Raw genomic sequence first — 25,206 nt, 5'->3', positions numbered from 1 at the left:
CATGCCGGCCCCCAATTGCCCGCCGCGGGAGGCTCCGAAACATGCCGCTGATCAACGCCCTGCGCGTATTTTCTGTCGTCATCGCCGGCGCGGGCGGATTCGCGCAGGAAATCTTCGAGTACGTCGAAGGTGAGGCCCGCCGGGGCGGCGCGCGTGTCGCCGGCTACATCGACGACGATCCGGGCAAGGTACTCGACGGCATCGCGCTGCCGCACCTCGGCACGACCTGGGACTTCCGGCCGCAAGACGGGCAAGCCGTGATCGTGGCCATCGGCTCGGTCGACGCGCGCCGCGAGATCATCGGCCGGCTCACCGGCAGGGGCGTGCCGGTGCCGACCTACCTGCACGGCGCGGCCATCGTTTCGGACGCGGCCGCGATCGGGCCCGGCAGCATCGTCTGCCCGCTGGCGATCATCAACCGCGGCGCCACCCTGGGGGCGGGCGTGCTGGCCAATGTCCACTGCAGTGTCGGCCATGGCGCCGGCGTGGGGGAGTATTCCGTGCTGTCGCCGGGCGCCATCCTGAACGGCGACGCCGCCGTGGGCGCGCGCTGCTTCCTCGGCACGCGCGCGACCATCTATCCCGGCGTGCGCATCGGCGACGACTGCGTGGTCGACTCGCACACCGGCGTGTCGACCGGCACCGGCGATCGCAAGTTCATTACGTCGGGGTCGCAGCAGATCACCGTGAGAAGGATCGCCGGCTGACTTGCGAAACGCCGCGTGCGGCGGGCCGGATCCACCGGCCTGCCGCACGCACCGTCAACGGCGTCAGATATTGCCCAACGCTGCCCTGACGCTCTTCGGCCACCGCTGCAACTCGAGGCCATGCTGCCGCAGCAACGCCAACGTCAGCCGGTCGATGCCGAATGCCGCACAGCCGGTGTGGGCCTTCTCGCCATCCGCAGTGCGCAACGTCCACACGGTGGAGAAATGATCGACGTGGTAGTTGAAGCTCATGCACGCGGTGGGCGGCGCGCCGTCGTTCACCGGGATCAGCAGCTCGAACTTGAGCTTGAGTTCGCGCTGGTTGTCGGCCACCAGCTTGCCGCCGCGGCCGAAGAAGGGATCGTTGGCCACGTCCAGCGTGTGCGGCAGTTCCAGCTGGTCAGCCAGTGCCTTGCCGCGCTCGATCCACATCTGGCGGAAGGCCAGGATCTGCTCCGCGCTGCCAAGCCGCACGTATTCGCGCATGCGGAACATCTGCATGCGGGTCGGCTCCAGCGAGGGCTCGTGCCGGAAGCAGTACGAGAACACATCGACCACGCGGCCTTCGGGCGGCAGCGGCCCCTGCCGCGCGATCACCGGGTAGATCGGGTAGCACGCGGCCGGGGTCAGCACCACGCGCGTGGCCCGCTGCTGGTCGGTCCAGTCCTCGCCGTCCTCCAGCCGCGCCAGCAGGCGGAAGTGGTCGCGCTCGTTGCCGCAGAAACTGTGTACGGTGCCGGCCAGCTGCGGGAAGCTCTTCAGGTATTCGCTGTCCTCGAAATCCTTGCGCGGCGTGGTGGGCGGAAAGCGCATCACCTCGGCCTGCTGGTCGGCGCCGGCCTGGGTGACCAGGGCGTTCATGCCCTCGGCAATGGCTTCGTACAGGCCGCTGCGACCATAGATGCCGTCCACGCCGGTGGGGATCAGGATACCTGCGTCGATCAGCGACTGCAGGAAAGTCGGCGTCGCGTAGCCGGTGCCGGCCACGGAGGGTTCTGCCGGGTCTGGGTCCGGCAGCCCGCTGACATTGTCGAGGCTGGCTTCCATGCTTTCTCCTCAGGAGGAACGTTCCGCCAGCAACAGGTTGGCGGTATTGGTCAGGATGCGGTCGTTGTTGATCATCAGCGGCGCGGACCACAGGTCGCGCAGGTGGCGGCCGAGGCTGTAGGGCGTGCCCTGCTTGTAGCCGGCCATGCCGCATACCAGCAGCGCGGTCTGCACGGCCTCGATGGCCAGTGTCGACACGCTGGTCTTGACGCTGTTCATTTCCGCCGCCAGCGCGAACGCCGCCGACATGCCGCCGCCCTGGCGGTGCCGGCGATAGTGGATCAGCGCCAGCTCGACGCGGCTCTCCATCAGCTGGATGGTGGCGACCGCCTCGGCCACGCGTGTGGCGGACGGAGGCAGCACGCCCGGACGCGCGCGCGCCTGGCCGCGGAACAGGGTCTTGGCGCGCTGCACCGCGTCGGCGGCCACGCCGGTCCACAGCGCGGCCCAGACGATATGCGAGAACGGCGTCATGGTGGCTTCGGCAATCTCCCCGAATGGCACCGGCAGCACCTGTTCGACGCTGCCGCGCGCCTCCAGCCGGAAGCCGTTGCTGCAGGTGCCGCGCATGCCCATCGTGTCCCAGCCGGACAGACACTCCAGCGTGTAGTCGGGCTTGAGCACGCAGACCAGCACCTGGTCCGACGGCGCCGCATCGGGATGGCGGCGCGCGGTGACCAGGATGCCGTCGGCATGCGCGCCGTAGGAGATCGTGGGCGCCATCTTGAGCAGGTGCAGTGCGCCGTTGTCGGCATTGACCGCGCAGCCGCTGGTGCGCAGCGCGCCGCCGATGCTTTCTTCAGAGGTGGCGGAAGCCAGCAGCAGCTGCTCGCCGGCCAGGCGGCGCAGCAGGTCTTCATGCCAGGCGCTGCCGATGCCGTGGTCGACCACGCACGCCACCTGGATCTGGTGCATCGCGTAGATCATGCCGGTGGCCGCGCAGCCGCCGCCCAGTATCCGGCAGATGGCGGCGATGGTTTCCGGCGAGGCACCGCAGCCGCCGTACTCGGGCGGCACCAGCGCGCCAAGCAGCCGCTGCTCGCGCAGCGCGGCCATGGCCTGTTCGGGGAAGACCGCGTCGCGGTCGACCTGGTCGGCATGGCGGGCCGCAAGCTCCGCCACCGTACGTGCCGCGGCCAGCAGCGCGGCGGGATCGGCGGCCCCGGCCTCGGCCGGGCTGCCCTCCACGCTGGCCAGTACCGGCCTCATGCTGCCTCCCGCGGCGAGGTGCTCAGTTGTGCGGCGGCGGCCGCCAGCGAGTCGATGCTGCGGAACAGCTCGCGGTTGAGCATGGTGTCGGGAATCTCGAAGCTAAAGGCATTTTCCAGGGCGAGCATCAGGTGGACGCTCGCCACCGAGGTCAGGCCCGCCTCGTACAGGTCGGCGTCGTCGGCCAGCGATTCGACCGGCACGTCCAGCCTGGCCACCTGGGCCAGGATGCCGCGAATGATGTTTTTCATGCATGCGCCTCCGGAGATCACCCCTTCAGGGGATGGACCCATTGCGCCATATGCGCCGCATCCGCTTCGGTACGTTGACGCACCAAGCCGCGTATCCGCAAGGCAACACGCAGTGGCCAATTGCGCCACACTGGGTGCCGCGGCAGGCTCTGGCCGCTTTGCAAGCCCCCGTTGCGCTGTAGGACAGCGCCTGACAACGGCGGCAAGGGGCCGAGGCTACAGTAGCAGCGCGACCCCCAGGCACGTGTTTCCGTATCGCCATGCCCCCAGATCCTGCCGCCCCTACCCGACTTTCGTTCCCCGATGCCGCCGCGCGTCTGTGCCTGACCTGTCTTGCCGCCACGCTGGCGGTTCCGGCCGCCCTGGCGGCAACGCCTGCCGAACCCTCGCAGCTGTCAGGGCTGGCCACCCTGCTGCTGGGCACGGTGCGCGGCAAGCCCACCGGCATGACCGGCGTCACGCGCCTGACCGCCGGCGATGCCGAGCGGCAGTTACGCATGGCTTGCCAGGAGCTGAAGCGGGCCGGCCCGGTCGACCTGGACGACTCCACCCGCTTCGACGGCTGCGTGACCAGGCCGGGCAAGATCGTTGAGTTCCAGCTGAAGGTGTCGGGCGTGGATGCCTCGCGCGAGGACACGCGCGAGTTCATGGCCTCGGCCAAGCCGATCCTGGAGCGCGGCATCTGCCGCAACCCGGATGTGCCGGTGCTCGGCAAGCTCGGCGTGACCTTGCACTATCACTATGTGGCGGGAAGGCAGTCGCTGGTGTTGCTGGATATTCCGCCGGACCACTGCGTGCGCAAGTGAGCGGCGCGCGCGGCCGGCAGGTACCGCATCGCTGCACTTGCCTCGGGAACGTGCACAGCCCGGAGCCTAGCCCTCGCCCAGCATCTCCTCGCAAACCGCCAGCCAGGCCCGCGCCGCGTGCGACAGGTAACGTCCTGGCGACCAGATATGCGCCATCGTCCAGTCCACCGCCGGCTCGGTCAGGCGTGCCATCGCCAGCGTGTCCTGGCCCTGCAGTCGCTCGGCCAGCGGTTGCGGCAGGAAGGTAGTGCCCAGCCCCGCCGCCGCCATCGAGGCGAGGAAATCCCAGTGACCGCTGCGCGCCACCACGCGCGGTTCGATGCGCGCCTCCAGGAAGGCCTGCCGCAGCTTGCGCGTCAGCGAGAAATCGTCGGTCAGCATGACCAGCGGCTCGTCGCGCAGCGCGCCCAGCGAGACCGTGCGACCGCGCGCCCAGCTGGCCTTGCGCGGGCCCACGGCCCAGATCGGGTAGCGCCCGAACTGGCGCGTCTCCAGCGCCAGGCCGCTGTCGCCGGGCAGCACGGTGGCGCCGACTTCCAGTTCGCCACTGGCCACCAGCTGCTCCACCACCTGCCCGCCGTGCTCGTCCAGCGTCAGCAACAGGTTGGGATAGCGTTGTCGGAACGCGCTGACCGCGGGCGAGAAAAACAGGTTGACCATCGGCGGGATCCCCACCGTCAGCTGCCCGCGGCCGAGCGAGGACAAGTCGGCCACTTCCAGCGTCAGCCGGTGGACCACGCCCAGCGCCTCCTGCCCGCGCTCGTAGACCACGCGGCCGACGTCGGTCAGGCGCACGCTCTTGCCTTCGCGGATCAGCAGCGGCTGGCCGACCTCGTCCTCCAGCTGTTTCACCATCTTGCTGATGGTCGACTGGGTCACGAAGAGCGAGGTGGCGGCCTGGGTGAAGCTGCGCAGGCGCGCGGTCTCGACGAAATAGCGCAGGGCGCGGATATCGATGGGCATCGTGGCGATGGTATGCGGAAGCCCGGTTGCACAGGCGCTCGCATCCATGAACAAATGGAATGGAGAGGCCAATATTAAATCATGAATGGAATGCGGAAGGTTTGGCTACACTTCGCTTCCACGCATTGCCCCTGCCCGACCGCGCCCCCTATGAAGCCCGGAGCGGCAGGTGGCGATGCGCGCCCCCAACCCTCGTCACCTATACCCCCGCCCCATGGCTAGCTGGCCGAATGCACGACAGTGGCAGTTCTCGCTGAAGGCATTCGCCGCCGCGATGCTGGCGCTCTATCTCGCGCTGGCGCTCGGCCTGCCGCGGCCGTACTGGGCGATGGCGACGGTCTACTTCGTCTCGCACCCGCTCACCGGCGCCACGCGCTCCAAGGCGGCATATCGCGTGGCCGGCACGGTGCTGGGCGCGGCCGCCGCGGTGGCGACCGTGCCGCAGCTGGTCAATATGCCGATCGTGCTGATGGCCGCGATTGCGCTGTGGATCACCGCGCTGGTCTACCTGTCGCTGCTGCAGCGCACGCCGCGCAGCTATGTGTTCCTGCTGGCCGCCTACACACTGCCGATCATCGCGCTGCCGGCGGTCAGCCAGCCGGCGCAGATCTTCGATATCGCCGTGGCGCGGATCGAGGAGATCGTGATCGGCATCGTCTGCGCCGGGCTGGTGGGCTCGGTGGTCTTTCCGGCCAAGGTGGCGCCGGCGCTGCGCGCACGCGCGGCCACGTGGCTGGCCGATGCGGCGGCATGGGCCACCGACATCCTGACCGGCAGCCCGCGCGCGGATGACGGCCGGCACCGGCTGGCCGCCGATATCCTCGCACTCGACCAGCTCGCCAGCCAGCTGACCTACGACACCGGAGGCAGCCACCCGCTGCGCCACGCCCGCGCGCTGCGCCAGCGCATGACCATGCTGATGCCGCTGCTGTCGTCGCTGGAGACCGTGCTGCAGGCGCTGCGCAGTCATCCGCAAGGCATGCCCGCCGAACTTGACGCGGCGCTGTCGGCGACGGCGGCGTGGCTCGGCGATGGGGCGGCCGGGCCCGCGCCGTCGATCGCGGGCGGCTGGCCTGCTGACCATGACGGGCACCCGATCGACTGGCATGCAGGGCTGGCGGCAACCGCCGCCGACCAGCTGCAACGCCTGTGCACCGTGTACGCGGAATGCCACGCGCTGCAGCAAGGCATCGGCGACCGCAGCGCGCGCCCGCCGCAAGTGCGTGAGGATGCCGCCCCGGACGCGGCGGCGCTGCACCATGACCACGGCATGCTGCTGTTCGGCGCCGTCTCCAGTGGGCTAGCGGTGTTCTGCGCGGGGCTGCTGTGGATCTTCTCCGGCTGGGAGGATGGTGCGGGCGCGGTGGCGGTGGCGTCGATCGCATGCTGCTTTTTCGCGGCCATCGACGAGCCGCGCCGCATGGCCGGGGCCTTCCTGCGCTGGAGTGGGGTCTGCCTGCTGGTGTCGTCCGGCTACCTGTTCCTGGTGGTGCCGCATGCACGCACCTTCGAGGCGCTGGTGGCGATGCTGGCGCTGCCCTACCTGGGCATCGGACTGCTGATCGCGCGGCCGGGCTTCCAGTTGATCGCAATGCTGCTGTCGGTCAACACGGCTTCGTTCGCCAATGTGCAATCGGTGTTCGACGCGGATTTCCTCGGCACCTTCAATACCTGCCTGGCCAGCGCCGCGGCGATGCTGTTCGCGCCGCTGTGGTCGATGGCGGTGCGTCCGTTCGGCGCGCGCGCGGCGGCACAGCGGCTGGTGCGCGCCAGCTGGCAAGACCTGGCGCAGGCCGCCACGCTGCGTACCGATGGCGATGCGCGGCTTGGTGCGCGCATGCTCGACCGGCTCGGGCAGTTGGTGCCGCGGCTGGGCGCCGCTGGCGATCCGTTGTCGTCCGAGGGGTTCCATGCCCTGCAAGTCGGCTACTGCGCGCTGGCGCTGCAAAAGGCGCTGCCGGCATTGCAGCCCGCGACGCGCAAGCCGGTGCGGCGGGTGCTGGCTGCCGTGGCGCGGCATTTCCGCGCGCGGCTGCGCACGGGCCATGCGGTCCCAGTGCCGGCCGGGCTGGCGGCATCGGTGGCCGAAGCCATCGCCGGCGTGGCCGCGCTGCCGGGGCGCAGGCATGGCGGCACGCTCGGCGCACTGGTGGTACTGCAGGTCACGCTGCAGCCCGGTGCGCCGGCCCGCTGACTTCCAACGCCTCTGCTGCACCCATGCTCAGTGAAATCGATCTCTACGGCGTCTTCGTGCCCGGTGTGCTGGTACTGATGGTGCTCGCCTTCGCCGTCACCACCGCGATCCGCATGGTGCTGGCGGCGCTGGGCTGCTACCGGCATATCTGGCACCGCTCGCTGTTCAACCTTTCCCTCTATGTGATCGTCCTGGGTGCTGTGGCCGCGGTCTTTGTCGCGGTGCCGGCACTGCCATCATGAATTTCCGACTCCGCAACTTCCTTCCCTTGCTGCCCACGCTGCTGGCCGCGCTCGCCGCGCTGCTGGTGCTGCGCCACCTGTGGGACTACTACACGGCCGCGCCGTGGACCCGCGACGGCCATGTGCGCGCCGACATTGTCCAGGTCGCGCCCGATGTCTCGGGCCTGGTCATCAGCGTGCGGGTGCGCGACAACCAGTACGTGCGCCGCGGCGAGGTGCTGTTCGAGATCGACCGCGACCGCTACGCGCTGGCGCTGCAGCAGGGGCAGGCCACCGCCGCCACGCAGCGCGCCGCGCTGGCGCAGGCGCGGCGCGAGGCCGCACGCAATCGCACGCTGGATGGCCTGGTTGCCGGCGAGGTCGCCGAACAGGGCCGCGCTCGCGTGGAGCAAGGCCAGGCCGCGCTGGCGCAGGCCGAGGCCGCGGTGCGGCTGGCGCAGCTGAACCTCGAACGGACCAGCGTGCGCAGCCCGGTGGAGGGCTACCTCAACGACCGGCTGCCGCGGCTGGGCGACTATGTCTCCACCGGCCGCCCGGTGCTGTCGGTGGTCGACGCCGCCTCGTTCCATGTGGAGGGCTATTTCGAGGAGACCAAGCTGCACCGCATCCGCATCGGCAGCCCCGTCGACGTGCATATCATGGGCGAGCCGCGGCACCTGCGCGGCCATGTGCAGAGCATTGCCGCCGGCATCGAGGACCGCGACCGCAGCGCCGGCGCCAACCTGCTGCCCAACGTCAACCCGACCTTCAACTGGGTGCGGCTGGCGCAGCGCGTGCCGGTGCGCATCGTGCTGGAAGACGTGCCCGCCGATGTGCGGCTGGTGTCGGGCCGCACGGCCACCGTGGCGGTGCTGGAGCAGCGCGGCAATGACGCCCCGCGCCGCGTGGGGCCGCGTTCGTGATGCGGCGCCGTCGATGGCTGGCCTGTGTGGCCGCAACCCTGTGCGCCTGCACGACCGTGGGCCCGGACTACCGCGTGCCTGGCGACGCTGCGGTACGGGCGCCCGCCGCCAACGGTCCGCTGCAAGGCGGCGCTGCGCACGGCGTTGCCATCGCGCCCGTGCCCGACGACTGGTGGCGGCTCTATGACGACCAACGGCTCGACCGCCTGGTGCAACAGGCGCTGGCCGCCAACACGGATATCCGTGCCGCCGCCGCCAACCTGCGCCGCGCGGTGGCGCTGCTGCACGAAGTCGAGTCTGAAAACCTGCCGCAGGGCGGCGCCAGCGCGAGCGTGTCGCGCGCGCAATTGTCGGCCGAGAGCTTCCTGCAGACCGAGAAACCGCCGGTGTTCAATCTCGGCGACTTCGGCCTGGGCGTGTCCTATCTGATCGATTTCTTCGGCAAGCTGGCCCGGGCCGACGAGGCCGCGCTGGCCGGCGCGCAGGCCAGCGAAGCCGCGCTTGACCAGGTGCGCGTCAGCGTGGCCGCGCAGACCGTGCGCGCCTACGTGCAGGGCTGCGCGGCCACGCATGAACTGGCGGCCGCCACGCGGCAGCTCGAGGTACAGCAGCGCACGCTGGGCGCAACGCGCCGGCTGGTGGCAGGCGGGCGCGGCGAGCCCGCCGACGTCGCACGCGAGCGCGCCCGCACCGAAGCGCTGCGCGCCGCCCTGCCCGCACTGGAGGCATCCCGCACTGCGGCGCGCTACCGGCTGGCACTGCTGCTCGGCAAGCCGCCCGCGGGGCTGCCGCCAGACGAGGTCGAATGCCATGGGGAACCCACGCTGCGCACGCCGCTGCCCGTGGGCGATGGCGCCACACTGCTCAGGCGCCGGCCCGATGTCCGCCAGGCCGAGCGCGAGCTGGCCGCCGCGACCGCGCGCATCGGCGTGGCCACCGCTGACCTTTACCCGTCGATCCGCATCGGCGCCAGTGCCGGCCTGACCGGCGTACTCAGTCACCTCGGCAGCGGTCCCACCGCACGCTGGAGCGTGGGGCCGTTGCTGAGCTGGTCATTGCCGACCAACGGCGTGCGCCACCGTATCCACGGCCATGAGGCCGCTGCGGAGGCGGCGCTGGCGCGCTTCGACGGCGCGGTGCTGCGCGCGCTGCAGGAAACCGAGACGGCGTTGTCCGCCTACACGCGCGAACTGGAACGGCACGAGGCCCTGCACGCCGCGTACGAGCATGCCGGCGAGGCCGCGAGGCAGCAGCGCCGGCTGCAGCAGGCGGGGCGCATTCCCTATCTGGCGCTCCTCGACGCGGAACGGACACTGGCCGATGCCGAGGCCGCGCTGGCGGCCTCGGAGGGTCACGTGGTGTCGCGCCAGGTCGACCTGTTCCTGGCGCTGGGCGGCGGCTGGCAGGCCGGCCGCATGGCCACGCCAGCCACATCGGCTCAAGATGAAAAAAGCGAATGATTTCACGCCGTTTAAATCATCACAGGAATGGATCAGCGTGACTACACTTCGTCCCGTGCCGCACGCTTCCCACGCCGCGGCACCGCCCACAAGGCGAACCGGACGGCATGTGGCAAGCAGATCCGCCGCTCCCGCAATGGCCCTGCCAGGCCATGCCGTCCTTCAACCCAACACAGCAGACATGCATAAAAACGATCTCAAAGCCCTCCTTGCCACGGCCATCTCCATCGCAGCACTCGGTGCCGGCGCCCTTGCCTGCAACGCCGCCGCGGCACAAGGCCTGAACGACCGCGGCGTCGCCGCCGACCGTGATGGCTACAGCATGCACAACGGCAAGCGCGATCCGTTCACCGAAGGCGCGCACGTCAACGGCAAGCGCGATCCCTTCACCGACGGCGCCCGCGTCAACGACAAGCGCGACCCGTTCACCGACGGCGCCAACCGCGCAGCCGCCGGCATGGAACTGGCCGGCATGGACCGCAGCGGCGTATCCGCGTCGCCGGCCCACGCCGCCGCGCGCACGCAGGCAGCCGCCTGACGCATCTGTCGCTGCCACGGCGCCAGCCGTGGCAGCAGCGCTGACCGGAATTGCCCGGTTCCGGCCAGTCTCCTTCCCCCCGCCTCCCGACCTCCCATGAAAACCGTCCTGCTCGCCCTGCTTGGCCTGGGCGCCATCACCGCATCCCTGCCGGCCGCCGCCGGCCCCGACTGGGCCGTCATCGAGCGCGCCCGCGCCGCGGCTCGCGCGCGTCATGCCGCCCATTGCGCACAACCGGCCGACTCCCCTACGCCGGCTACGGCATGCTGAACGCTGTCGACGCGCGCGCTCCGGTGCTAGATTGAGAAGGCGTGCGGCCGGCAAGCGCCAGCTGCGCCTGACAAGCCACAACCAAGCTACCCCACTACAAGCGAGGAGCCGCGCATGTCCCTGCCCCACCTTTCTTCCGGACAGATCGCCAGCGTGCTGCCATTGGGCACTCGGCTGGACCAGACCGCCACCCAGGCCTTGTTCAAGGAAGGCCCGCTGGAAGTGATGCGCCTGGTGCTGAAGGCGGGCAAGCATGTGCCGCCGCATTCGGTGGATGGCCCGATGACCGTGCACTGCCTGGAAGGCGAAGTGCGGCTGCGCGTGGACGGCGCCGAGCGCCACCTGCGCCAGGGCGACCTGCTCTACCTGGGGCCGTGCGTGCGCTACGACGTGACGGCCCTCACCGATGCCTCGGTGCTGGTGACGATGGTCTTGCCCGGCGGCTGCTGACCGCCTGCGCGGAGCCTACGCCACGCCAGGCTGCCAGCGGGCGCTGGCAGCCACGAAGGCATCGATCAGCGCCGCGACCGGTTCGCGGCGCAGCGCCGACTCGCGCACCAGCACCCCCACGTCGCGATAAAGCGGCCCGCCCGGCAGCGGCGCCTGCACCACGCCGGCTGCCTGCCGCAGCGGCACCAGCCCGGACGGGATGATGGCGCAGCCCAGCCCGGCTTCCACCATCTGCAGGATGACCGCCGGCTCGTCCAGCTCCATCCCTTCCCTGACCCATAGCCGCTGGCGCTTCAGGTAGCGCTCCACCAGCTGGCCGCCGGTGGAATGGCGGTTGTAGCGGATAAACGGCAGCGTCTCCAGCATCGCGCGCAGGTCCGGCGGCGCGCCGGCCGGGCCGATGCCGACAAAGCCCTCGCGCACCAGCGGCACCCACTTCAGGTCCGACGGAAGGCCCAGCCGTGGCCGGATCAGCACGGCGATGTCGAGTTCGCGCGCATCCACCTGGGTCAGCAGCTGGGTGGACATGCCCGGCACCACGTTGACGAGCGAGTCCGGAAAGCGCACGCGAAAGCGCCGCATCGCATCGGCCAGCAGGGTGGCCTGGACCGTCGAGACCGCGCCCAACTCCAGCGGCGCGGCGTCGGCATGCGCGCCGGCGCGGTCTTTCATCGACGCATAAAGCTCGACAAAGCGGCGCGCTTCCGGCACCAGCCGCCGCCCGGCCTCGCTCAGCGCCACGGACTTGCCGGTGCGGTCGAACAGGGTGCAGTCCAGTTCCTCTTCCAGGCGCCGGATCTGCGTGCTGACGGCCGACTGCGTCAGCGCCAGCCGCGCCGCGGCGGCGGAGAACGAGCCGGTTTCGGCGGCCACCAGGAAGGTCTGGAAGTAGCGGATCATCTATTGAAAACTCTGATACTCAGGTCAAAAATGATTCGCTTCATATTACGAGTCCTGCTGGCTACAATCAACCCACAGGCTTCGGCCCACCCTTCAGAATGCTCCCCGACAAAGGCCCCCGCATGAACGCAACCCCTTCCATCCCCCTGTTCCACCTGGCATTTCCCGTGCGCGACCTGGCCGAGGCCCGGCGCTTCTACGGCGACCTGCTCGGCTGCCCCGAAGGGCGCAGCTCCGAGGCCTGGGTGGATTTCAACTTCTACGGCCACCAGGTGGTGGCGCACCTGTCGCCGGAGGAATGCGGCCATCGCGCCACCAGCGCGGTCGATGGCGACGACGTGCCGGTGCGGCATTTCGGCGCGATCCTGCCAATGGCCGAGTGGGAGGCGCTGGCCGAGCGGCTGCGCGCGGCCGGCACGAAGTTCGTGATCGAGCCGCACGTGCGCTTCAAGGGCCAGGTCGGCGAACAGGCCACCATGTTCTTCCTGGACCCGTCGGGCAACGCGCTCGAGTTCAAGGCCTTTGGCGACATGAGCCAGGTGTTCGCCAAGTAAGGCGGCGCGCCGGGCTTCAGTCCGCCGCTGCGCTGGCGGCGGGCAGCACGTCTGTCAGTACCACCAGCGCAGCCTCGTAGTCATACCCTTCGATCGCATCGCCCAGCTGGCGCAGCGTGCCAGCCGGCATCGCCACCGCCAGCGCGGCGCAATGCATGGCGAGCGTCTGGCCGGCTTCGCTGGCGCCTTCACGCAGCTGCCGGCGCAGTACCTCCAGCACATGGGCATCCGGACCAGCGCCTGTCGCTACGGTCAACGCTGCCGGCACCGGCGGCAAATGCCGCCGCAGCGACGCCAGCAGGTCCGACAACGCCACCTCCAGCGCCTGCTGCAACGCCGCCTGCGCACCGTCGCTGGCCTCGCGCAGCGCGCTTTCCAGTGCCGCCGCGGCGCGGGACACTTCCATCGCGCCGAGATTGCCAGCGACCCCGGCCAGCGCATGGGCCAGCTGCCCCGCCTCCGCACTGCGCCCCTGCGCCAGCAGCGCGCCAGTGCGGGCGCCGGCATCGCCATAGTGGGCTTCGAACCGCGCCAGCAGGCCGCGATAGGTCTCGGCCTGACCGCCGGCACGCGCCAATGCCGCCGGCACATCGAGCTGCCGTTCGGCAGCCAGCGCGCGCAGCCACGCTGACATGGCTTCCACGGCGATAACCGTGCCTGACGTCGCCGGCAGCTTGCGCCCGCCGGTCAGCCAGGAGTGCACCGTGGCAAAAAACACCGCCGGGTTGATCGGCTTGGCGATGTGGTCGTCCATGCCGGCGGCCAGGCAGCGCTCGCGGTCCTCGGGCAAGGCGTTGGCGGTCATCGCGACCACCGCCAGGCCGGCCAGCCGCGCATCGGCGCGGATGCAGCGCGTGGCCTCGAACCCGTCCATGACCGGCATCTGCATGTCCATCAGCACCAGGTTGTAGGACTGCACCGCCAGGCGCTCCAGCGCTTGCAGGCCGTTCTCCGCCGTATCGGGCGTGATGCCGGCCTGCTGCAGCAGGTGTACCGCGACCTCGCGGTTGATCTCGTTGTCTTCCACCAGCAGCACGCGCCGCTGCGGCAGCGACCAGCCGGGTCCGGGCGCGGCGCGCACCGGCTTGTCAGGCCGCGGCGCATCCGGATCGGCCGCCAGCACGCGCAGCGTCGCATCGAACAGCACCGACGGGCTCACCGGCTTGAGCAGCAAGGCGTCGAAGCCGCTGCGCTCGCCCTCGCGCATCACCGCCTCGCTGCCGTTGGCGGTCACCATCAGCGGGCGCGGGCGCGGGCCGCGCAGCGGCAGGCCCGCCAGCCGGCGCGCGGTCTCGATGCCGTCCAGCCCCGGCATGCGCCAGTCGATAAAGGCGGCGTGATAGGGATCGCCGTGCGCATCGGCCTCGGCGATGGCGGACAGCGCGGCCTCGCCCGAGGCCGCTTCTTCCACGCGGAAGCCGAAGCCGCGCAGCATCGCGGCAATGACCTGGCGCGCATAGCCGTGGTCGTCCACCACCAGCAGCCGGCGGCCCGCCAGCTCGGGCCGCACCAGCAGCGCCGGCGCGCGCTGGCTGCCGGGCAGCAGCGACAGCTCGAACCAGAACCTGCTGCCCTGGCCCGGCGTGCTGTCCACACCGAGTGTGCCACCCATCAGCTGCACCAGCCGCTGGCTGATCGCCAGGCCCAGGCCGCTGCCGCCGTAGCGGCGCGTGGTCGAGCTGTCGGCCTGTTCGAAGCTCTGGAACAGCCTCTCGATCGCGTCGGGCTCGATGCCGATGCCGGTGTCGCGCACCTCGAAATGCAGCCGCACGCGCGGCATCGCATCCGCGCCCGTGCAGCGCGCCACGCGCACCACGATCTCGCCGCGCTCGGTGAACTTGACCGCGTTGGTGGTGAAGTTGATCAGCACCTGCCGGATCCGCAGCGGATCGCCGCGCAGCGCGTCGGGCACGTCCGGCGCCACTTCCACGATCAGCTCCAGCTGCTTGGCAGCGGCGCGCTCGGAGACCAAGTCGCCCACGGTGCGCAACACCCGCTCGAGCGAGAAGTCGATCTCTTCCACCTCGAGCTTGCCGGCCTCGATCTTGGACAGGTCCAGGATATCGTTCAGGATGCCCAGCAGGTGCTGGCCCGAGCGCTCGATCTTCTCGATATAGTCGCGCTGCTTGGGGTCGAGCCGCGTGCCCAGCGCCAGGTGGGCCATGCCGATCACCGCGTTCATCGGCGTGCGGATCTCATGGCTCATATTGGCCAGGAAGCTGGCCTTGGCCTGCGCCGCCGATTCGGCCGCGTGCGTGGCTTCGGCCAGCTCGGCGTTGGCCACCGCCAGTTCGCGCGTGCGTGCCGATACCTTGTGCTCGAGCGTCTGCGACAGTTCCATCAGCGCACGGTGCGCGCGCACCTGGCTGGTGATGTCGATGCCGACCGCGCCTACGCCGACCACTTCTTCGGTGGCCGGGTTGCGCACCGGGAAGCGCATCACCTGCAGCTCGCGCGGGCCCTGGCTGGAATACATCGTGTAGACCTGTTCCTCGGCCCGGCCGGTGGCCATCACGCGCTCTTCGATATCCCAGCGTTCCTGGGTGCCGTCCGGCATCACCGCGAGCTCGCGGTCGGTGCGGCCCAGCGCCTCGCGCTCGGTCAGGCCCAGTAGCGCCTGCGTGGTGGGGTTCAGCGCCAGGAAGGCATGGTTGCGGTCCTTCAGGTGCATGATCGCCGGCGCATGGTCGAGCATCGCGCGCAGGCGCTCCTCGCTCTGCGCCAGCCGCTGCTGGCCGCGGCGCAGCGCCCACGCCGCCAGCCCGATCAGCAGCAGGATCGACAACGCCATGCCGATCACCACGTTGCGCGTGGACAGGTACGAGTGGAAGGCCTCGTCCATGTCCTGCTCCAGCACCAGCGCACTCGCCAGCGCGGGCACCCACAGCCCCGCGCCGGCGACGCGCTTGCCGCGGTAGTCGCGGTAGCCGAACGCCAGCTGCAGGGTCTGGTGGCCCAGCACCTGCTGCGCCAACCGCGTCAGCGGCGCGCCGGGCGGCAGGCGCCAGGTGCCGTTGCCGTCTGCCACCGGCACGCGCGCCAAGGTGTTGAACATCGACGGCGTGCCGGGCGCCAGCAGCCCCTGCGCGGCCAGTTCTTCATCGAAGCGCGCAGGCGACACCAGCCGGCCATCGGCATCGATCATGTACAGGTCGCCGCTGCGGCCATAGCGCGCCGCGGTGACGAGCTGCAGCATCACCGCGTGTGGATCGATGCGCAGGCACAGCGTGCCGATGACGCGCTCGTCATCCCAGATTCGCGCGCATACCGCCTGGAAGGTGGGCACCTCCGCCCGGCCGGCGTGGTCGGCAGCGGCCGGCGGCGGTCCGGGGTACGGGGCCGACACCGCGGCGCCTTCGTGGCGCGCGCGCTGGGCCGTGCGGGCGGACTCCGGCATCAGCAACTGGCCGTTGCGCTCGGGCCGTTCGGACACCACGATCCGGTCGTCGGCCGTGACCAGGGCAAAGCCGATATAGCCATGCGAACGGTACAGCGGCGTGATCCAGCGCAGGAACCGGGCGGCCTGCACGGGATCGGCATCGCCCTGCGCGGCGAGCAGCGGCCGCGCCAGCCGTACCGTGGCTTGCAGCGCGGCGATCGACGCGGTGCGCCGCCGCTGCTCGCCGGACCAGACCTCGAGCAGGCGCGCCGTGGTGCTGACGGTGGCGCCGAGGCGCGCGCCCACGCTGGCCTGCTCGTTCTCGCGCACCAGCGAGGCGGCGGCAAAGGCCACCAGCCACACGGCCACCGCCAGCAGCGCGGCATAGGCCAGCAGCGGCCCGAACAGCCGCCCGCCAGTGCTGAAGCGTCCGCGCATGCCGTCAGCCTTGCGCGGGTGCCAGGACCAGCTCAGGTGCAGAGGCGGCGGGATCGGCGTACTGCAGGGCGATGGCGTGGAACTCGCCGGTGATTGCCAGGAAGGCGTCGACCACGCGCGGGTCGAAATGCCGCCCGCGGCCTTCTGCGATGATGCGCACGGCATCCTCATGCGTGAAGGCCGCCTTGTAGACGCGCCGCGAGATCAGCGCGTCATAGACGTCGGCCACCGCCATCAGGCGTGCGGACAAAGGGATGGCGTCGCCGGCGAGGCCGTCGGGATAGCCGCTGCCGTCCCATTTCTCGTGGTGGTGGTGGGCGATCTCGCGCGCATAGCGCAGGAAGGAGCTGGTGGTGCCGCACTGGGTTTCGGCATCGGCAATGGCGTCGCGGCCCAGCGTGGTGTGGGTCTTCATGACCTCGAACTCCTCGGCCGTCAGCTTGCCGGGCTTGAGCAGGATGCGGTCCGGGATGCCGACCTTGCCGATGTCGTGCAGCGGCGCGGACTTGAACATCAGGTCGATGGCCTTGTCGTCGAGCTGGGCGGCAAAGTGCGGGTCGTGCTGCAGCTTGCGCGCCAGCGCGCTCACGTAGTGCTGGGTGCGGCGGATATGGTTGCCGGTTTCGTTGTCGCGGGTTTCGGCCAGCGCCGCCAGCGCGATGATGGTGGCGTCCTCGATCAGCGTGATCTCGCGCGTGCGGCGCTGCACCTCCGCCTCGAGCCAGGCCGAGCGGTCGCGCAGGAAGTCGTGCGCCTGCTTGAGCGTGAGCTGGCTGGCAATGCGTGCGCGCGCCACCGGCGCGTTGACCGGCTTCATGATGTAGTCGACCGCGCCGACCTCGAAGCCGAGGGCCTCGTCGTGGGCCTCGGCGCGGGCGGTCAAGAAGATCACCGGCACGCTGGCGGTGCGCGGGTCGGCCTTGAGCTGGCGGCAGGCATCGTAGCCGTCCATGCCGGGCATCGACACGTCCAGCAGGATCAGGTCCGGGGGCGCCTCGCGCGCCAGTTGCAGCGCGGTGGCGGCGCGGGTGGCCACCTTGACGCGGTATGGGTCCTGCAGCAGCGCAACCATGGCCGCTATGTTCTCGGGAACGTCATCGACGACCAGGACGGTGGGCCGCTGGTCGGGGCTGGGAGCGCTCATGTATCGAAGTTGGCGGTTGGTCCGTCTTTTTCCTGCGCGCCGGGCGCGCGGGCCGCTTCGGGATTCCCGGATGGCGGGCTGGGTCGCGGCCGGCGGGTATGGCTGGGCATTGCGCGGGCGCGACTCTCTGCACAATCGGCAGAAAATGGCGCCGGCTATCCCCTCCCTAAGCGGGGTTCAGGTCCTCGATCTCCCGAAACCCAACCAAAATATGCCCAATAAGGCGCCAAAACAAGCTGAGGCAGGCCGCTCAGGCAATGCGGCGCATGGCCTCCCGGATCGGATCGGCCTCGGTGGGCCGCACCAGGCGCGCCACTTCCTGGCCATCGCGCAGAAACACCAGCGTCGGCCACAGCTTGATGCGGAACGAGCGCCCCAGTGGCCGGCCGCTGCCGTCTTCGATCTTGATATGGCGCAGCTGCGGATGCGCGGCAAAAGCCTCGGCCAGCGCCGGCTGCGCGCGCAGGCAGAAGCCGCACCAGGGCGCGCCGAACTCCACCACCGTGCCGCCCTTCAGGGCGTCCACCTCGGTGCGAGGCGGCTCGCTGGCCGCGTAGTGTTGGGTCATTGACATGGGTCTGGTTCCTGGTTGTGCTCACGATATCCGCCTTGCCTGCCAGATTCATTCCAGCGCCAGGGTGCGGGCAGGCAAGGGAAAGCGGACGATCTTGTCGAACCGACAGTGTAATTTCTACGCCGCCGGGCCGATTTCCCACCATGCGGGCAGCAACTGGCGCACCTCGGCGCCGGCAAAGCGGTCATCGATCAGGTACACCACGCCCCGGTCCTGCTGGGTGCGGATCACCCTGCCCGCCGCCTGCACCACCTTGCGCAGGCCGGGATACAGGTAGGCATAGGCATAGCCCTGGCCGAACACGGCCTGCATGCGGGCACGGAACTGCTCGTTGACCGCATTGAACTGCGGCAGCCCGAGCGTGGCGACGAAGGCGCCGATCAGGCGCTCGCCGGGCAGGTCCACGCCCTCGGCAAAGGCACCGCCCAGCACCGCGAAGCCGATGCCCTCGCCGCCTTCGACAAAGGCAGACAGGAATGCGGCCTGCGCCGCCTCGTCCATGCCGCGCGACTGCACCCAGTGCGGGATGTCGGGGTGCGCCTGGGCAAAGCGGGCGACCGCCTGCTGCAGGTACTCGTGGCTGCTGAAGAAGGCCAGGTAGTTGCCGCGCCGCTCACGGAACTGGCCTGCCATCAGCGCGACGATGGCGGGCAGCGACCGCTCGCGCTGTGCATAGCGGGTGGAAATGCGCCCGGCGATCCGCACCGACAACTGCTCGGGGCGAAACGGCGATGGTACTTCCACGCGCGCGCAGTCGGCCGGCAAACCCAGCGTATCGAGGTAGTAGCCGGCAGGATCGAGCGTCGCGGAGAACAGCGTGACCGAGTGCGCAGCGGCAAAGCGCGGCCGCAGGAACGGTGCGGGGATGACGTTGCGGAGGCACAGCCGCGTGTGGTTGCCACGTCCGCCGTGCGGCGACCGGTGCAGATCGAACAGCGAGTTGGCATCGAGCTGCTCGGCCATGCGGCCGAAATGCAGCGCGTCGAAATAGAAGCGCTGCAGCGCCGGGTCGTGCGCGCCGGGGTGCTCGGTCATATGCGTGAGCGCGGCGCCGCAGAATTCGTCCAGCGCGCGGCGAAAGGCAGCCGGCACTTCGGGCAGCACCTCATACTCGGCCTCGGCCTGCCGGGCCAGCGCGCGCCACTGGCGCGCCAGCCGTGCCAGCGGCTTCGCCACGGCTGCAGGCGCGCTGCGCCGCACCTCGCGCAAGGACTGCGGATCGAGTTCCACGGTGTACATCGCGCGGCCGCGCTCGACCAGGTTGTGCGCCTCGTCCACCAGCACGCTGGCGCGCCAGCCGTTGGCGGCAGTCAGCGCGTACAGCAAGGCGCTGCGGTCGAAGTAGTAGTTGTAGTCGGCCACCACCACGTCGCTCCAGCGCACCAGTTCCTGGGCCAGGTAGTAAGGGCAGATGTCGTGTTCGAGCGCCAGTTGGCGCACCGCGGCGCGGTCGCGCACCGGCACGCCGCGGGCCGCTTCGCGCGCGGCCGGCAAGCGGTCGTAGAAGCCGCGGGCCAGCGGGCAGGACTCGCCATGGCAGGCCAGCTCGGGATGCTCGCAGGCCTTGTCGCGCGCCACCAGTTCCAGCACGCGCAGCGGCTGCGCGCCGTGCCCGCGCAGCGCGTCGGCGGCCTGCAGCGCGACGCCGCGGCCGGTGGAACGGGCCGACAGGAAATAGGCCTTGTCGATGCCCTGCCCCGGCATGGCCTTGAGCACCGGGAACAGCGTGCCGACCGACTTGCCGATGCCGGTGGGCGCCTGCGCCAGCAGGCTGCGGCCCGTGCGATTGGCGTTGTAGACCGCCTGCGCCAGCTCGCGCTGGCCGGGGCGGAAGCCCTGGTGCGGGAAAGTCAGCTGCGCCAGTGCGGCGTCGCGCGCCCGCCGATGCGCCAGCTCCGCCTGCGCCCAGTGCAGGAAGCGCTCGCAGGTCTGCTCGAAGAAGTCTTCGAGTTCCGCCGCGGTGAAGTGCTGCACGACCGGATGCTCGCGCTGGCCGACGATGTCGAAATAGACCACGGCGATCTCCAGCCCGGGCAGCGCCAGCTTGCGGCACAGCAGGCAGCCGTAGATCCTGGCCTGCGCCCAGTGCAGGTGGCGGTGGTTGTCGGGCACCGCGGCGTCGCCGCGCACGGTCTTGATTTCTTCCAGCCGGTTGGCGGCGGGATCGTAGCCGTCGGCGCGGCCGCGCACGTGCAGGGGGCCGAAATCGGCGGACAACGCGACCTCCGCCTGGTAGCCCTCGCCGCGCCGGCCAGTCACCACCGCATGCCCGGCCACGCCCTCCTGCGCCGACGGCGTCGGCACGAAGCGCAGGTCCAGGTCGCCCGCCTTGGCGGTGAATTCGCACAGCGCGCGCACGGCGACGACGTAGGACGGCGCAGAAGGTGTGGCGGGAGGGGGCGGCAAGGCTATGGACACTACGAAGGAGGACAGCGGAGAAACTGTATGAATATACAGTATTGCCAGCGCGCTACCCCGCGGCAACCCGCCGGCATAAGGGGAGCCGGTGGATTGGCGACAGGATCGACTACTTCGTCAACTCCGGAGAACGTCTATCCGTGCGAGGCCGAGGATGCGCTGGTCGCTCGGTTCAGCTCAGCTCGCCGGCCAACCGCGCGTACGCAGCCGGCCGCTCTTGCCTCGCGCCGGCGTGCCACGTACCGGCCGCGCCCGGCGCGCAGGCTGGCCTTCCTGGCCTGCGCTGGTCGCTCCACTGCCACCTGACTGCTCGCGATACTCCGCCAGCAAGGCTTCGCGCTGCCGGACGCGCTCTTCCAGCACGGCCAGGGCCTGCCCGAGGCGGGTCATTTCGCTGCCCTGCTTCGAGGCAGACTCGGCGGCGTGGGCAAGCCGCTCCATGGCGGCCTTGCGCTCGGCCTCCAGCAGCTTCTGCGCATCCTTTGCCGCCACGCGCGCGGCATCCAGCTCCAGCGCCATGCGGCGCTCATTGGCGGCGGTGCGTTGCGTGAGAATTTCGCGCTCCTGGTCCCATGCCGCGCGCTGGGCGGCAAAGTCCCGCTGCAGGGCGTCGCGCGCCTCGAGCGCTGCGGCCGCTTCGGCGCGCAGCGCATCGACCTGCCGCTGCAAGGCCGCAGCCGCGGCTTCTGCGCGTGCGGCGCGGTCGGAGGCCTCGTCGCGGGCCCGCGTCAGTTCAGCCATGGCAGTCTCGGCACCGTCCAGGCGTGCCTGCATGACCTGGCGTTCCTGCGCCAGCGCTTCCTTCTCCTGCTCCAGCGCGGCCTGCTCCCCGGCCAGCGCCGCCTGGCGCTGCGTCAGCGCGGCTTCGGCCGATGCCCTGGCCACCTGCAGCGCGGCCTCCCATAGATAGCGCGCCGCTTCCGTGACCGGCTCCGGGCAGCCAGGCGCGGGCGCAAATCCCTGCGGATCCTGGATGCGCCCGCCCAGCGCGGCAAACCAGGCGTCCAGGTGCGGGCTGACCGTGTTGGGGGAACCGCGCCCCAGATGCAGGCGGATGCGTTCGATGGTCGGGCGCTGGCCCGCCTTCAGCAGGCTGTCGGCGGCCTGCCAGACGTCGTCGCGGGTGATGCCACGGCTGCGGAGGGTTTCCATGGTGGGAATCCGGCTAAAGGTCCAAGGGAGGGCAAATAAGGTTCGATAATGGAGACTTATCGGCTGTTATTCGTCATCTACGTATGATATATTACAGCATACATCATATTTAATATGATCAAGATCAAGCCAGCCCACGAGGCCTACTTTCCCCCCATCGTTCCCGATGTCGAACTACCGGCGCCGCTTCGCCCGTCCGAACTTGATCCTCTTGCCGAACAGGCCGCCAATGCGCTGCGCCGCGAAGGCGAATCGCAAAATACGGTGGCGAGCTACCGCTCTGCCCTGCGGTACTGGTCTGCCTGGTATGCCCTGCGCTACCGCCAGCCCGTGCAGCTCCCGCTCGCGCCTGCCGTCGTTATCCAGTTCATCGTCGACCACGCCACGCGCCAGACGCCGCAAGGTGTTGTCTGCGAGATGCCCGCGGCCATCGACCAGGCGCTGGTCGCTCATGGACACAAGGCACGACCCGGCCCGCCCGCGCTGTCCACGCTGACCCACCGGCTCGCAGTGGTGGCCAAGGCGCACCGCCTGCAGGACCTGTCCAACCCCTGTGCCGATGCCGCCGTACGCGAACTGATGGCCGGCATTCGCCGCGCCTATGCGCGCCGCGGACAGCGGCAGGCGCGCAAGGCCGCGCTCACGCGCGATCCGCTGCTGCGGCTGCTCGACACCTGCGACGACTCGCTGCGCGGCCTGCGCGACCGCGCGCTGCTGCTGTTCGCCTGGGCCAGCGGCGGGCGCCGCCGTTCGGAAGTCACGCGCGCGACCATGGACAACCTCACCCGGCTCGGGCCTGGTGAATTCGTCTACACGCTGGGATGGTCCAAGACCAACCAGTCAGGCAGCGCGCGCGCCGATACCGCCAAGCCCGTTACCGGCGCCGCCGGCCAGGCACTGGAAGCATGGCTGGCCGCCGCGGGCATCGGCAGCGGGCTACTGTTCCGGCGTATCCGCCGTGGCGGGCATGTGGGAGAGGGGTTGTCGGACGCGGCGGTCAACCGCATCGTCAAGGCGCGATGCGCGCAGGCGGGACTGGAAGGCGACTACTCCGCGCATTCGTTGCGCTCGGGCTTTGTCACGGAAGCCGCGGCCCAGCAGGTGCCGCTGGCTGAGACCATGGCCATGACCGGCCATGCGAGCGTGGCGACGGTGGTGCGTTATTTTCGTGCCGCGGACGCGCGGCGTTCGCGTGCGGCAGACCTGCTCGCGCCAACGCAAGCAACGGATGAGGACGCGTGACGCCCCTCCGCCCAAGCATGCGCCGGCGCCGCCGCAAATACGGGTATTTCGCTAGCCGTGGGCGCTGGTCCGGGCTGCATGGGCTGCCTATACTGGCAGCGCGCCGGACAGTGCCAGGTGAGCTGGTCCGGCCGCGCCCGGAGGTTCGGGCAGGCGATGGCGACCGGCCCGGACGTGCCCAGGATATGTCGAGGATGGGCCCCGGATGCGCTTTCGACCGCCTGCCTGGGCCCATACAAGTGGAAACGGAGATGGGCATGCCCAACGAACAATTCCTCGCCACTCAGGAAACGCGCCGCTCCGGGCTGAAAGCCCTGCGGGCGGCCTTGCTGCAGGTTCACAAGGAAGTCATCGGCTACGACAGGGGCCAGTACGAGCGCCTGAACGGCCCCATACCGGCCGGCCTGTTCGTGCAGTTGGTGACTGAAGACAACTTCTTCCGCTGGCTCGACCCGCTGTCGCGCCTGATCATCGAGATCGACGAAGAACTGGAATCAAAAGAACACCACGACGAAACCTGCCGTGCGGTGGCGCGTGCCGCCGAGAAGCTCTTCAGCGACGGCGCCGATGCGGGGTTCCGCAGGCGTTACCAGGAGGCCCTGCAGGATGAATCCGCAGTAATCGTGGCGCACGGACGGCTGATGTCCGTGATCGGACAGCTGCGCCAGTTGCCATAGCGGGACAGATCGCGCCCGGGAGGGCGGGACTGGCCGGCGGCCGGCCGCTATGGGCCTCTACTTATCCGGCGCGGGCCGGTGGGGCATGTGCGTGTCGACGGCGACCGGGTCGCTGGCCGGGAAGGTCTCTTTCAGCCCCTCATCCAACTCGCGCTCAAGCGCGTCGTCCTTTTCCTTTTGCTCGGCGGGGGTCGGGTAGGGCTGGTGCTTCTTCGGTGCGGGCTTGCTCATGGCATAGGGCTCCAGTGAGGCTCCGTTGGCGACCATGACCGGATCTCAGACGCCGCCCGGCATGGCCATCGTCGCGGCGCGCGGGTCAGTGGCCCCTGCCGCCACCTCCGCCGCGGCCAGCACCCCAGCCACCTCTTCCGCCGCCGCGGCCGCCACCATGCCAGCCCCCATGGCCATGACCATGATGCCCGTGCCAGTGGCGTCCGCCGTGGCCACCGCCGCGATAGATGTAGGAAAAGCTGCCATAGAAGCCGCCATAGCCGGGCCACGGTCCGTAGTACGGATAGCCTGCCGCGACCGGGTAGCCGCTGTAATAAGCGGAACTGACCGGATAAGCCGGGTAAGCCGCGTAGTCGTCCCCGGCATACGGATAGGCGACGCAGCCCGCCAGGGCCGCAACGAGGACTACTACTCCAACGCCATATCGCATGATCCCCTCCCGCCCGTGGCGACAGCCTGCATGAGGCCGTCTGTCAAAGTTAGACCACATCCGGCTCAGGGCAATTCCGCATAAAACGGGCCGGGTGCAGCCTGGTCCCGCGGGTGAGCCGGACGCCGAATTTGCAGGTCGCGACAATTCGCGCCCACATTTAGGACTTGTCCGATTTTCACTTGAGAAAGCCCGGAATACAGTCATCTTGCACCCGACCCACGGGTGCCCCGACTGAGCCAGGTTGACCCCCTTCCTGGCTCCTTAAGCTGCCACGATGGTTCCCCGCCATCGTGGCATTTTTTTGGCGCTGACTTTGGACGATGTCTTTGGAAAGGCGCAGGTCCTGCGGCTACAGGCCTTTCTCGACCATGTCGAGCAGCCGCTGGCCCAGTATCTCCGCCTGCTCCCTGGCGCGGCTGCGCAGCGGACCATCGATCAGCAGGATGGCCAGGCCATGGACCGCCGACCAGGCCAGGTACTCGGCGCCGGGCCGGCGCTCGGGCGGCAGCACGCCGGCCTCGACCAGCTTGTCGAGCGCCGCGCCCAGCAGCTGGAAGGGGTTCAGCCCGCTATTGCCTGCCTTGGCCGGGTCGGCGTCGTCTTCCACTTCATCCGGCACCGAGAACGCGGTGCGAAACAGCCCCGTCTCGGTCAGCGCAAAGCGCAGGTAGCCGGTGCCGACCGCGCGCAGGCAGGCGCGCGCATGGGCAGCGGCGCCGCGGCCCGGGCGCAGCCCGCCGATCTCGGCCTCCATGGCGATGGCCAGCGACGACAAGGCCGACGCCCGCACTGCCTGCAGCAGGTCCTGGCGGCTGGCGAAGTGCCGGTACGCGGCATTGGGTACCACGCCGGCGCGCCGCGTGGCCTCGCGCAGCACGACGGCGTCAGGGCCGCCTTCGCGGGCCAGGTCGATGCCGGCGTCGAGCAGTGCGCGGCGCAGATCGCCGTGGCGGTAGGTCGCGCGCGCCGGCGGCGCGGAGACGGCCCGGGTCATGCGGACCCCCTTGGATACGGATAGCGGTTCA

The 25,206-nt window shown here is 70.0% G+C and carries 25 protein-coding genes; 12 read left to right on the top strand and 13 right to left on the bottom strand.

Features of this window, described 5'->3' with window-relative positions; translation table 11 throughout:
• The first annotated feature begins 41 nt into the window (after positions 1-41).
• A complete protein-coding gene (locus tag ABNX08_RS25715; RefSeq protein ID WP_041681771.1) occupies positions 42-707 on the top strand; it encodes an acetyltransferase in 666 nt (221 codons plus the stop codon).
• Positions 708-770: 63 nt separating this feature from the next.
• Here ABNX08_RS25715 and ABNX08_RS25710 read toward each other — a convergent pair whose 3' ends face one another.
• From ABNX08_RS25710 to ABNX08_RS25700, 3 genes are read right to left on the bottom strand one after another with little or no spacing between them, the layout of a single operon-like run.
• Entirely contained in the window at positions 771-1,754 is a 984-nt protein-coding gene (locus ABNX08_RS25710; protein WP_022538515.1) for an amino acid--[acyl-carrier-protein] ligase, read from the bottom strand.
• 9 nt (positions 1,755-1,763) lie between these two features.
• The gene (locus ABNX08_RS25705) at positions 1,764-2,963 is read right to left on the bottom strand and encodes an acyl-CoA dehydrogenase family protein (protein WP_022538514.1); all 1,200 of its coding nucleotides are present in this window, start codon (positions 2,961-2,963) and stop codon (positions 1,764-1,766) included.
• Positions 2,960-3,214, bottom strand: a complete 255-nt coding sequence (locus ABNX08_RS25700; RefSeq protein WP_022538513.1) for an acyl carrier protein — start codon at positions 3,212-3,214, stop codon at positions 2,960-2,962. The genes ABNX08_RS25705 and ABNX08_RS25700 overlap by 4 nt, the downstream gene beginning before the upstream one ends.
• A gap of 260 nt (positions 3,215-3,474) precedes the next feature.
• Between ABNX08_RS25700 and ABNX08_RS25695 the strand changes: the two genes are divergently transcribed.
• Positions 3,475-4,020 (top strand): hypothetical protein, encoded by a 546-nt coding sequence (locus ABNX08_RS25695; protein WP_022538511.1) that lies wholly within the window; start codon positions 3,475-3,477, stop codon positions 4,018-4,020.
• Positions 4,021-4,086: 66 nt separating this feature from the next.
• Here the strand turns inward: ABNX08_RS25695 and ABNX08_RS25690 are convergent, their stop codons facing one another.
• Positions 4,087-4,983, bottom strand: a complete 897-nt coding sequence (locus ABNX08_RS25690) for a LysR family transcriptional regulator (RefSeq protein WP_022538510.1) — start codon at positions 4,981-4,983, stop codon at positions 4,087-4,089.
• 214 nt (positions 4,984-5,197) lie between these two features.
• Between ABNX08_RS25690 and ABNX08_RS25685 the strand changes: the two genes are divergently transcribed.
• The 7 genes from ABNX08_RS25685 to ABNX08_RS25655 all read left to right on the top strand — a co-directional run bounded on the left by ABNX08_RS25685 (position 5,198) and on the right by ABNX08_RS25655 (position 11,039).
• Positions 5,198-7,177, top strand: coding sequence for an FUSC family protein (locus ABNX08_RS25685; RefSeq protein WP_041681770.1), 1,980 nt, complete (start codon positions 5,198-5,200; stop codon positions 7,175-7,177).
• 23 nt (positions 7,178-7,200) lie between these two features.
• Positions 7,201-7,419, top strand: a complete 219-nt coding sequence (locus tag ABNX08_RS25680) for a DUF1656 domain-containing protein (RefSeq protein WP_022538508.1) — start codon at positions 7,201-7,203, stop codon at positions 7,417-7,419.
• A complete protein-coding gene (locus tag ABNX08_RS25675) occupies positions 7,416-8,321 on the top strand; it encodes an HlyD family secretion protein (RefSeq protein WP_022538507.1) in 906 nt (301 codons plus the stop codon). Before ABNX08_RS25680 ends, ABNX08_RS25675 begins: the two co-directional genes overlap by 4 nt.
• On the top strand, positions 8,321-9,781 hold the full coding sequence (locus ABNX08_RS25670; RefSeq protein ID WP_022538506.1) for an efflux transporter outer membrane subunit: 1,461 nt from the start codon (positions 8,321-8,323) through the stop codon (positions 9,779-9,781). The genes ABNX08_RS25675 and ABNX08_RS25670 overlap by 1 nt, the downstream gene beginning before the upstream one ends.
• Positions 9,782-9,962: 181 nt before the next feature.
• Positions 9,963-10,319, top strand: coding sequence for a hypothetical protein (locus ABNX08_RS25665; protein WP_041681769.1), 357 nt, complete (start codon positions 9,963-9,965; stop codon positions 10,317-10,319).
• Between the two features lie 96 nt (positions 10,320-10,415).
• Positions 10,416-10,589, top strand: coding sequence for a hypothetical protein (locus tag ABNX08_RS25660; RefSeq protein ID WP_349605959.1), 174 nt, complete (start codon positions 10,416-10,418; stop codon positions 10,587-10,589).
• Positions 10,590-10,703: 114 nt separating this feature from the next.
• On the top strand, positions 10,704-11,039 hold the full coding sequence (locus ABNX08_RS25655) for a cupin domain-containing protein (RefSeq protein ID WP_022538504.1): 336 nt from the start codon (positions 10,704-10,706) through the stop codon (positions 11,037-11,039).
• Between the two features lie 15 nt (positions 11,040-11,054).
• Here ABNX08_RS25655 and ABNX08_RS25650 read toward each other — a convergent pair whose 3' ends face one another.
• Positions 11,055-11,939 (bottom strand): LysR family transcriptional regulator, encoded by an 885-nt coding sequence (locus ABNX08_RS25650; protein ID WP_022538503.1) that lies wholly within the window; start codon positions 11,937-11,939, stop codon positions 11,055-11,057.
• A gap of 122 nt (positions 11,940-12,061) precedes the next feature.
• Here ABNX08_RS25650 and ABNX08_RS25645 point away from each other — a divergent pair, with 122 nt between their 5' ends.
• On the top strand, positions 12,062-12,493 hold the full coding sequence (locus tag ABNX08_RS25645) for a VOC family protein (protein ID WP_022538502.1): 432 nt from the start codon (positions 12,062-12,064) through the stop codon (positions 12,491-12,493).
• Positions 12,494-12,509: 16 nt separating this feature from the next.
• Here ABNX08_RS25645 and ABNX08_RS25640 read toward each other — a convergent pair whose 3' ends face one another.
• The 5 genes from ABNX08_RS25640 to ABNX08_RS25620 form a co-directional block, all read right to left on the bottom strand.
• A complete protein-coding gene (locus ABNX08_RS25640) occupies positions 12,510-16,310 on the bottom strand; it encodes a response regulator (protein WP_022538501.1) in 3,801 nt (1,266 codons plus the stop codon).
• Between the two features lie 4 nt (positions 16,311-16,314).
• Positions 16,315-17,454, bottom strand: a complete 1,140-nt coding sequence (locus ABNX08_RS25635) for a two-component system response regulator (RefSeq protein WP_022538500.1) — start codon at positions 17,452-17,454, stop codon at positions 16,315-16,317.
• 250 nt (positions 17,455-17,704) lie between these two features.
• Positions 17,705-18,028 carry a thioredoxin family protein gene (locus tag ABNX08_RS25630; RefSeq protein WP_022538499.1) on the bottom strand — a complete coding sequence of 108 codons (324 nt, stop codon included), beginning with the start codon at positions 18,026-18,028 and terminating at the stop codon, positions 17,705-17,707.
• Positions 18,029-18,145: 117 nt separating this feature from the next.
• Positions 18,146-20,434 (bottom strand): ATP-dependent DNA helicase, encoded by a 2,289-nt coding sequence (locus ABNX08_RS25625; RefSeq protein ID WP_022538498.1) that lies wholly within the window; start codon positions 20,432-20,434, stop codon positions 18,146-18,148.
• Positions 20,435-20,623: 189 nt separating this feature from the next.
• Complete coding sequence (locus ABNX08_RS25620; protein ID WP_022538497.1) at positions 20,624-21,598, bottom strand: DNA-binding protein; 975 nt, start codon at positions 21,596-21,598, stop codon at positions 20,624-20,626.
• Positions 21,599-21,712: 114 nt separating this feature from the next.
• Here ABNX08_RS25620 and ABNX08_RS25615 point away from each other — a divergent pair, with 114 nt between their 5' ends.
• Both ABNX08_RS25615 and ABNX08_RS25610 read left to right on the top strand, forming a co-directional pair.
• A complete protein-coding gene (locus ABNX08_RS25615; protein ID WP_022538496.1) occupies positions 21,713-22,840 on the top strand; it encodes a site-specific integrase in 1,128 nt (375 codons plus the stop codon).
• A gap of 251 nt (positions 22,841-23,091) precedes the next feature.
• Positions 23,092-23,517, top strand: a complete 426-nt coding sequence (locus tag ABNX08_RS25610) for a hypothetical protein (RefSeq protein WP_041681768.1) — start codon at positions 23,092-23,094, stop codon at positions 23,515-23,517.
• A gap of 57 nt (positions 23,518-23,574) precedes the next feature.
• On the opposite strand, the gene ABNX08_RS25605 is transcribed toward ABNX08_RS25610, so the two are convergent.
• The 3 genes from ABNX08_RS25605 to ABNX08_RS25595 all read right to left on the bottom strand — a co-directional run bounded on the left by ABNX08_RS25605 (position 23,575) and on the right by ABNX08_RS25595 (position 25,175).
• Positions 23,575-23,748 (bottom strand): hypothetical protein, encoded by a 174-nt coding sequence (locus ABNX08_RS25605; protein WP_349605965.1) that lies wholly within the window; start codon positions 23,746-23,748, stop codon positions 23,575-23,577.
• Positions 23,749-23,793: 45 nt separating this feature from the next.
• Positions 23,794-23,994, bottom strand: a complete 201-nt coding sequence (locus ABNX08_RS25600; protein ID WP_349605966.1) for a hypothetical protein — start codon at positions 23,992-23,994, stop codon at positions 23,794-23,796.
• Between the two features lie 536 nt (positions 23,995-24,530).
• Positions 24,531-25,175, bottom strand: coding sequence for a TetR/AcrR family transcriptional regulator (locus tag ABNX08_RS25595; protein WP_022538492.1), 645 nt, complete (start codon positions 25,173-25,175; stop codon positions 24,531-24,533).
• Positions 25,176-25,206: the final 31 nt, after the last annotated feature.

Origin of the sequence: Cupriavidus sp. DF5525 (assembly GCF_040149425.2) — a bacterium.
Classification (GTDB): Bacteria; Pseudomonadota; Gammaproteobacteria; order Burkholderiales; family Burkholderiaceae; genus Cupriavidus; species Cupriavidus pickettii_A.
This window is presented reverse-complemented; position numbering and strand designations above follow the sequence as displayed.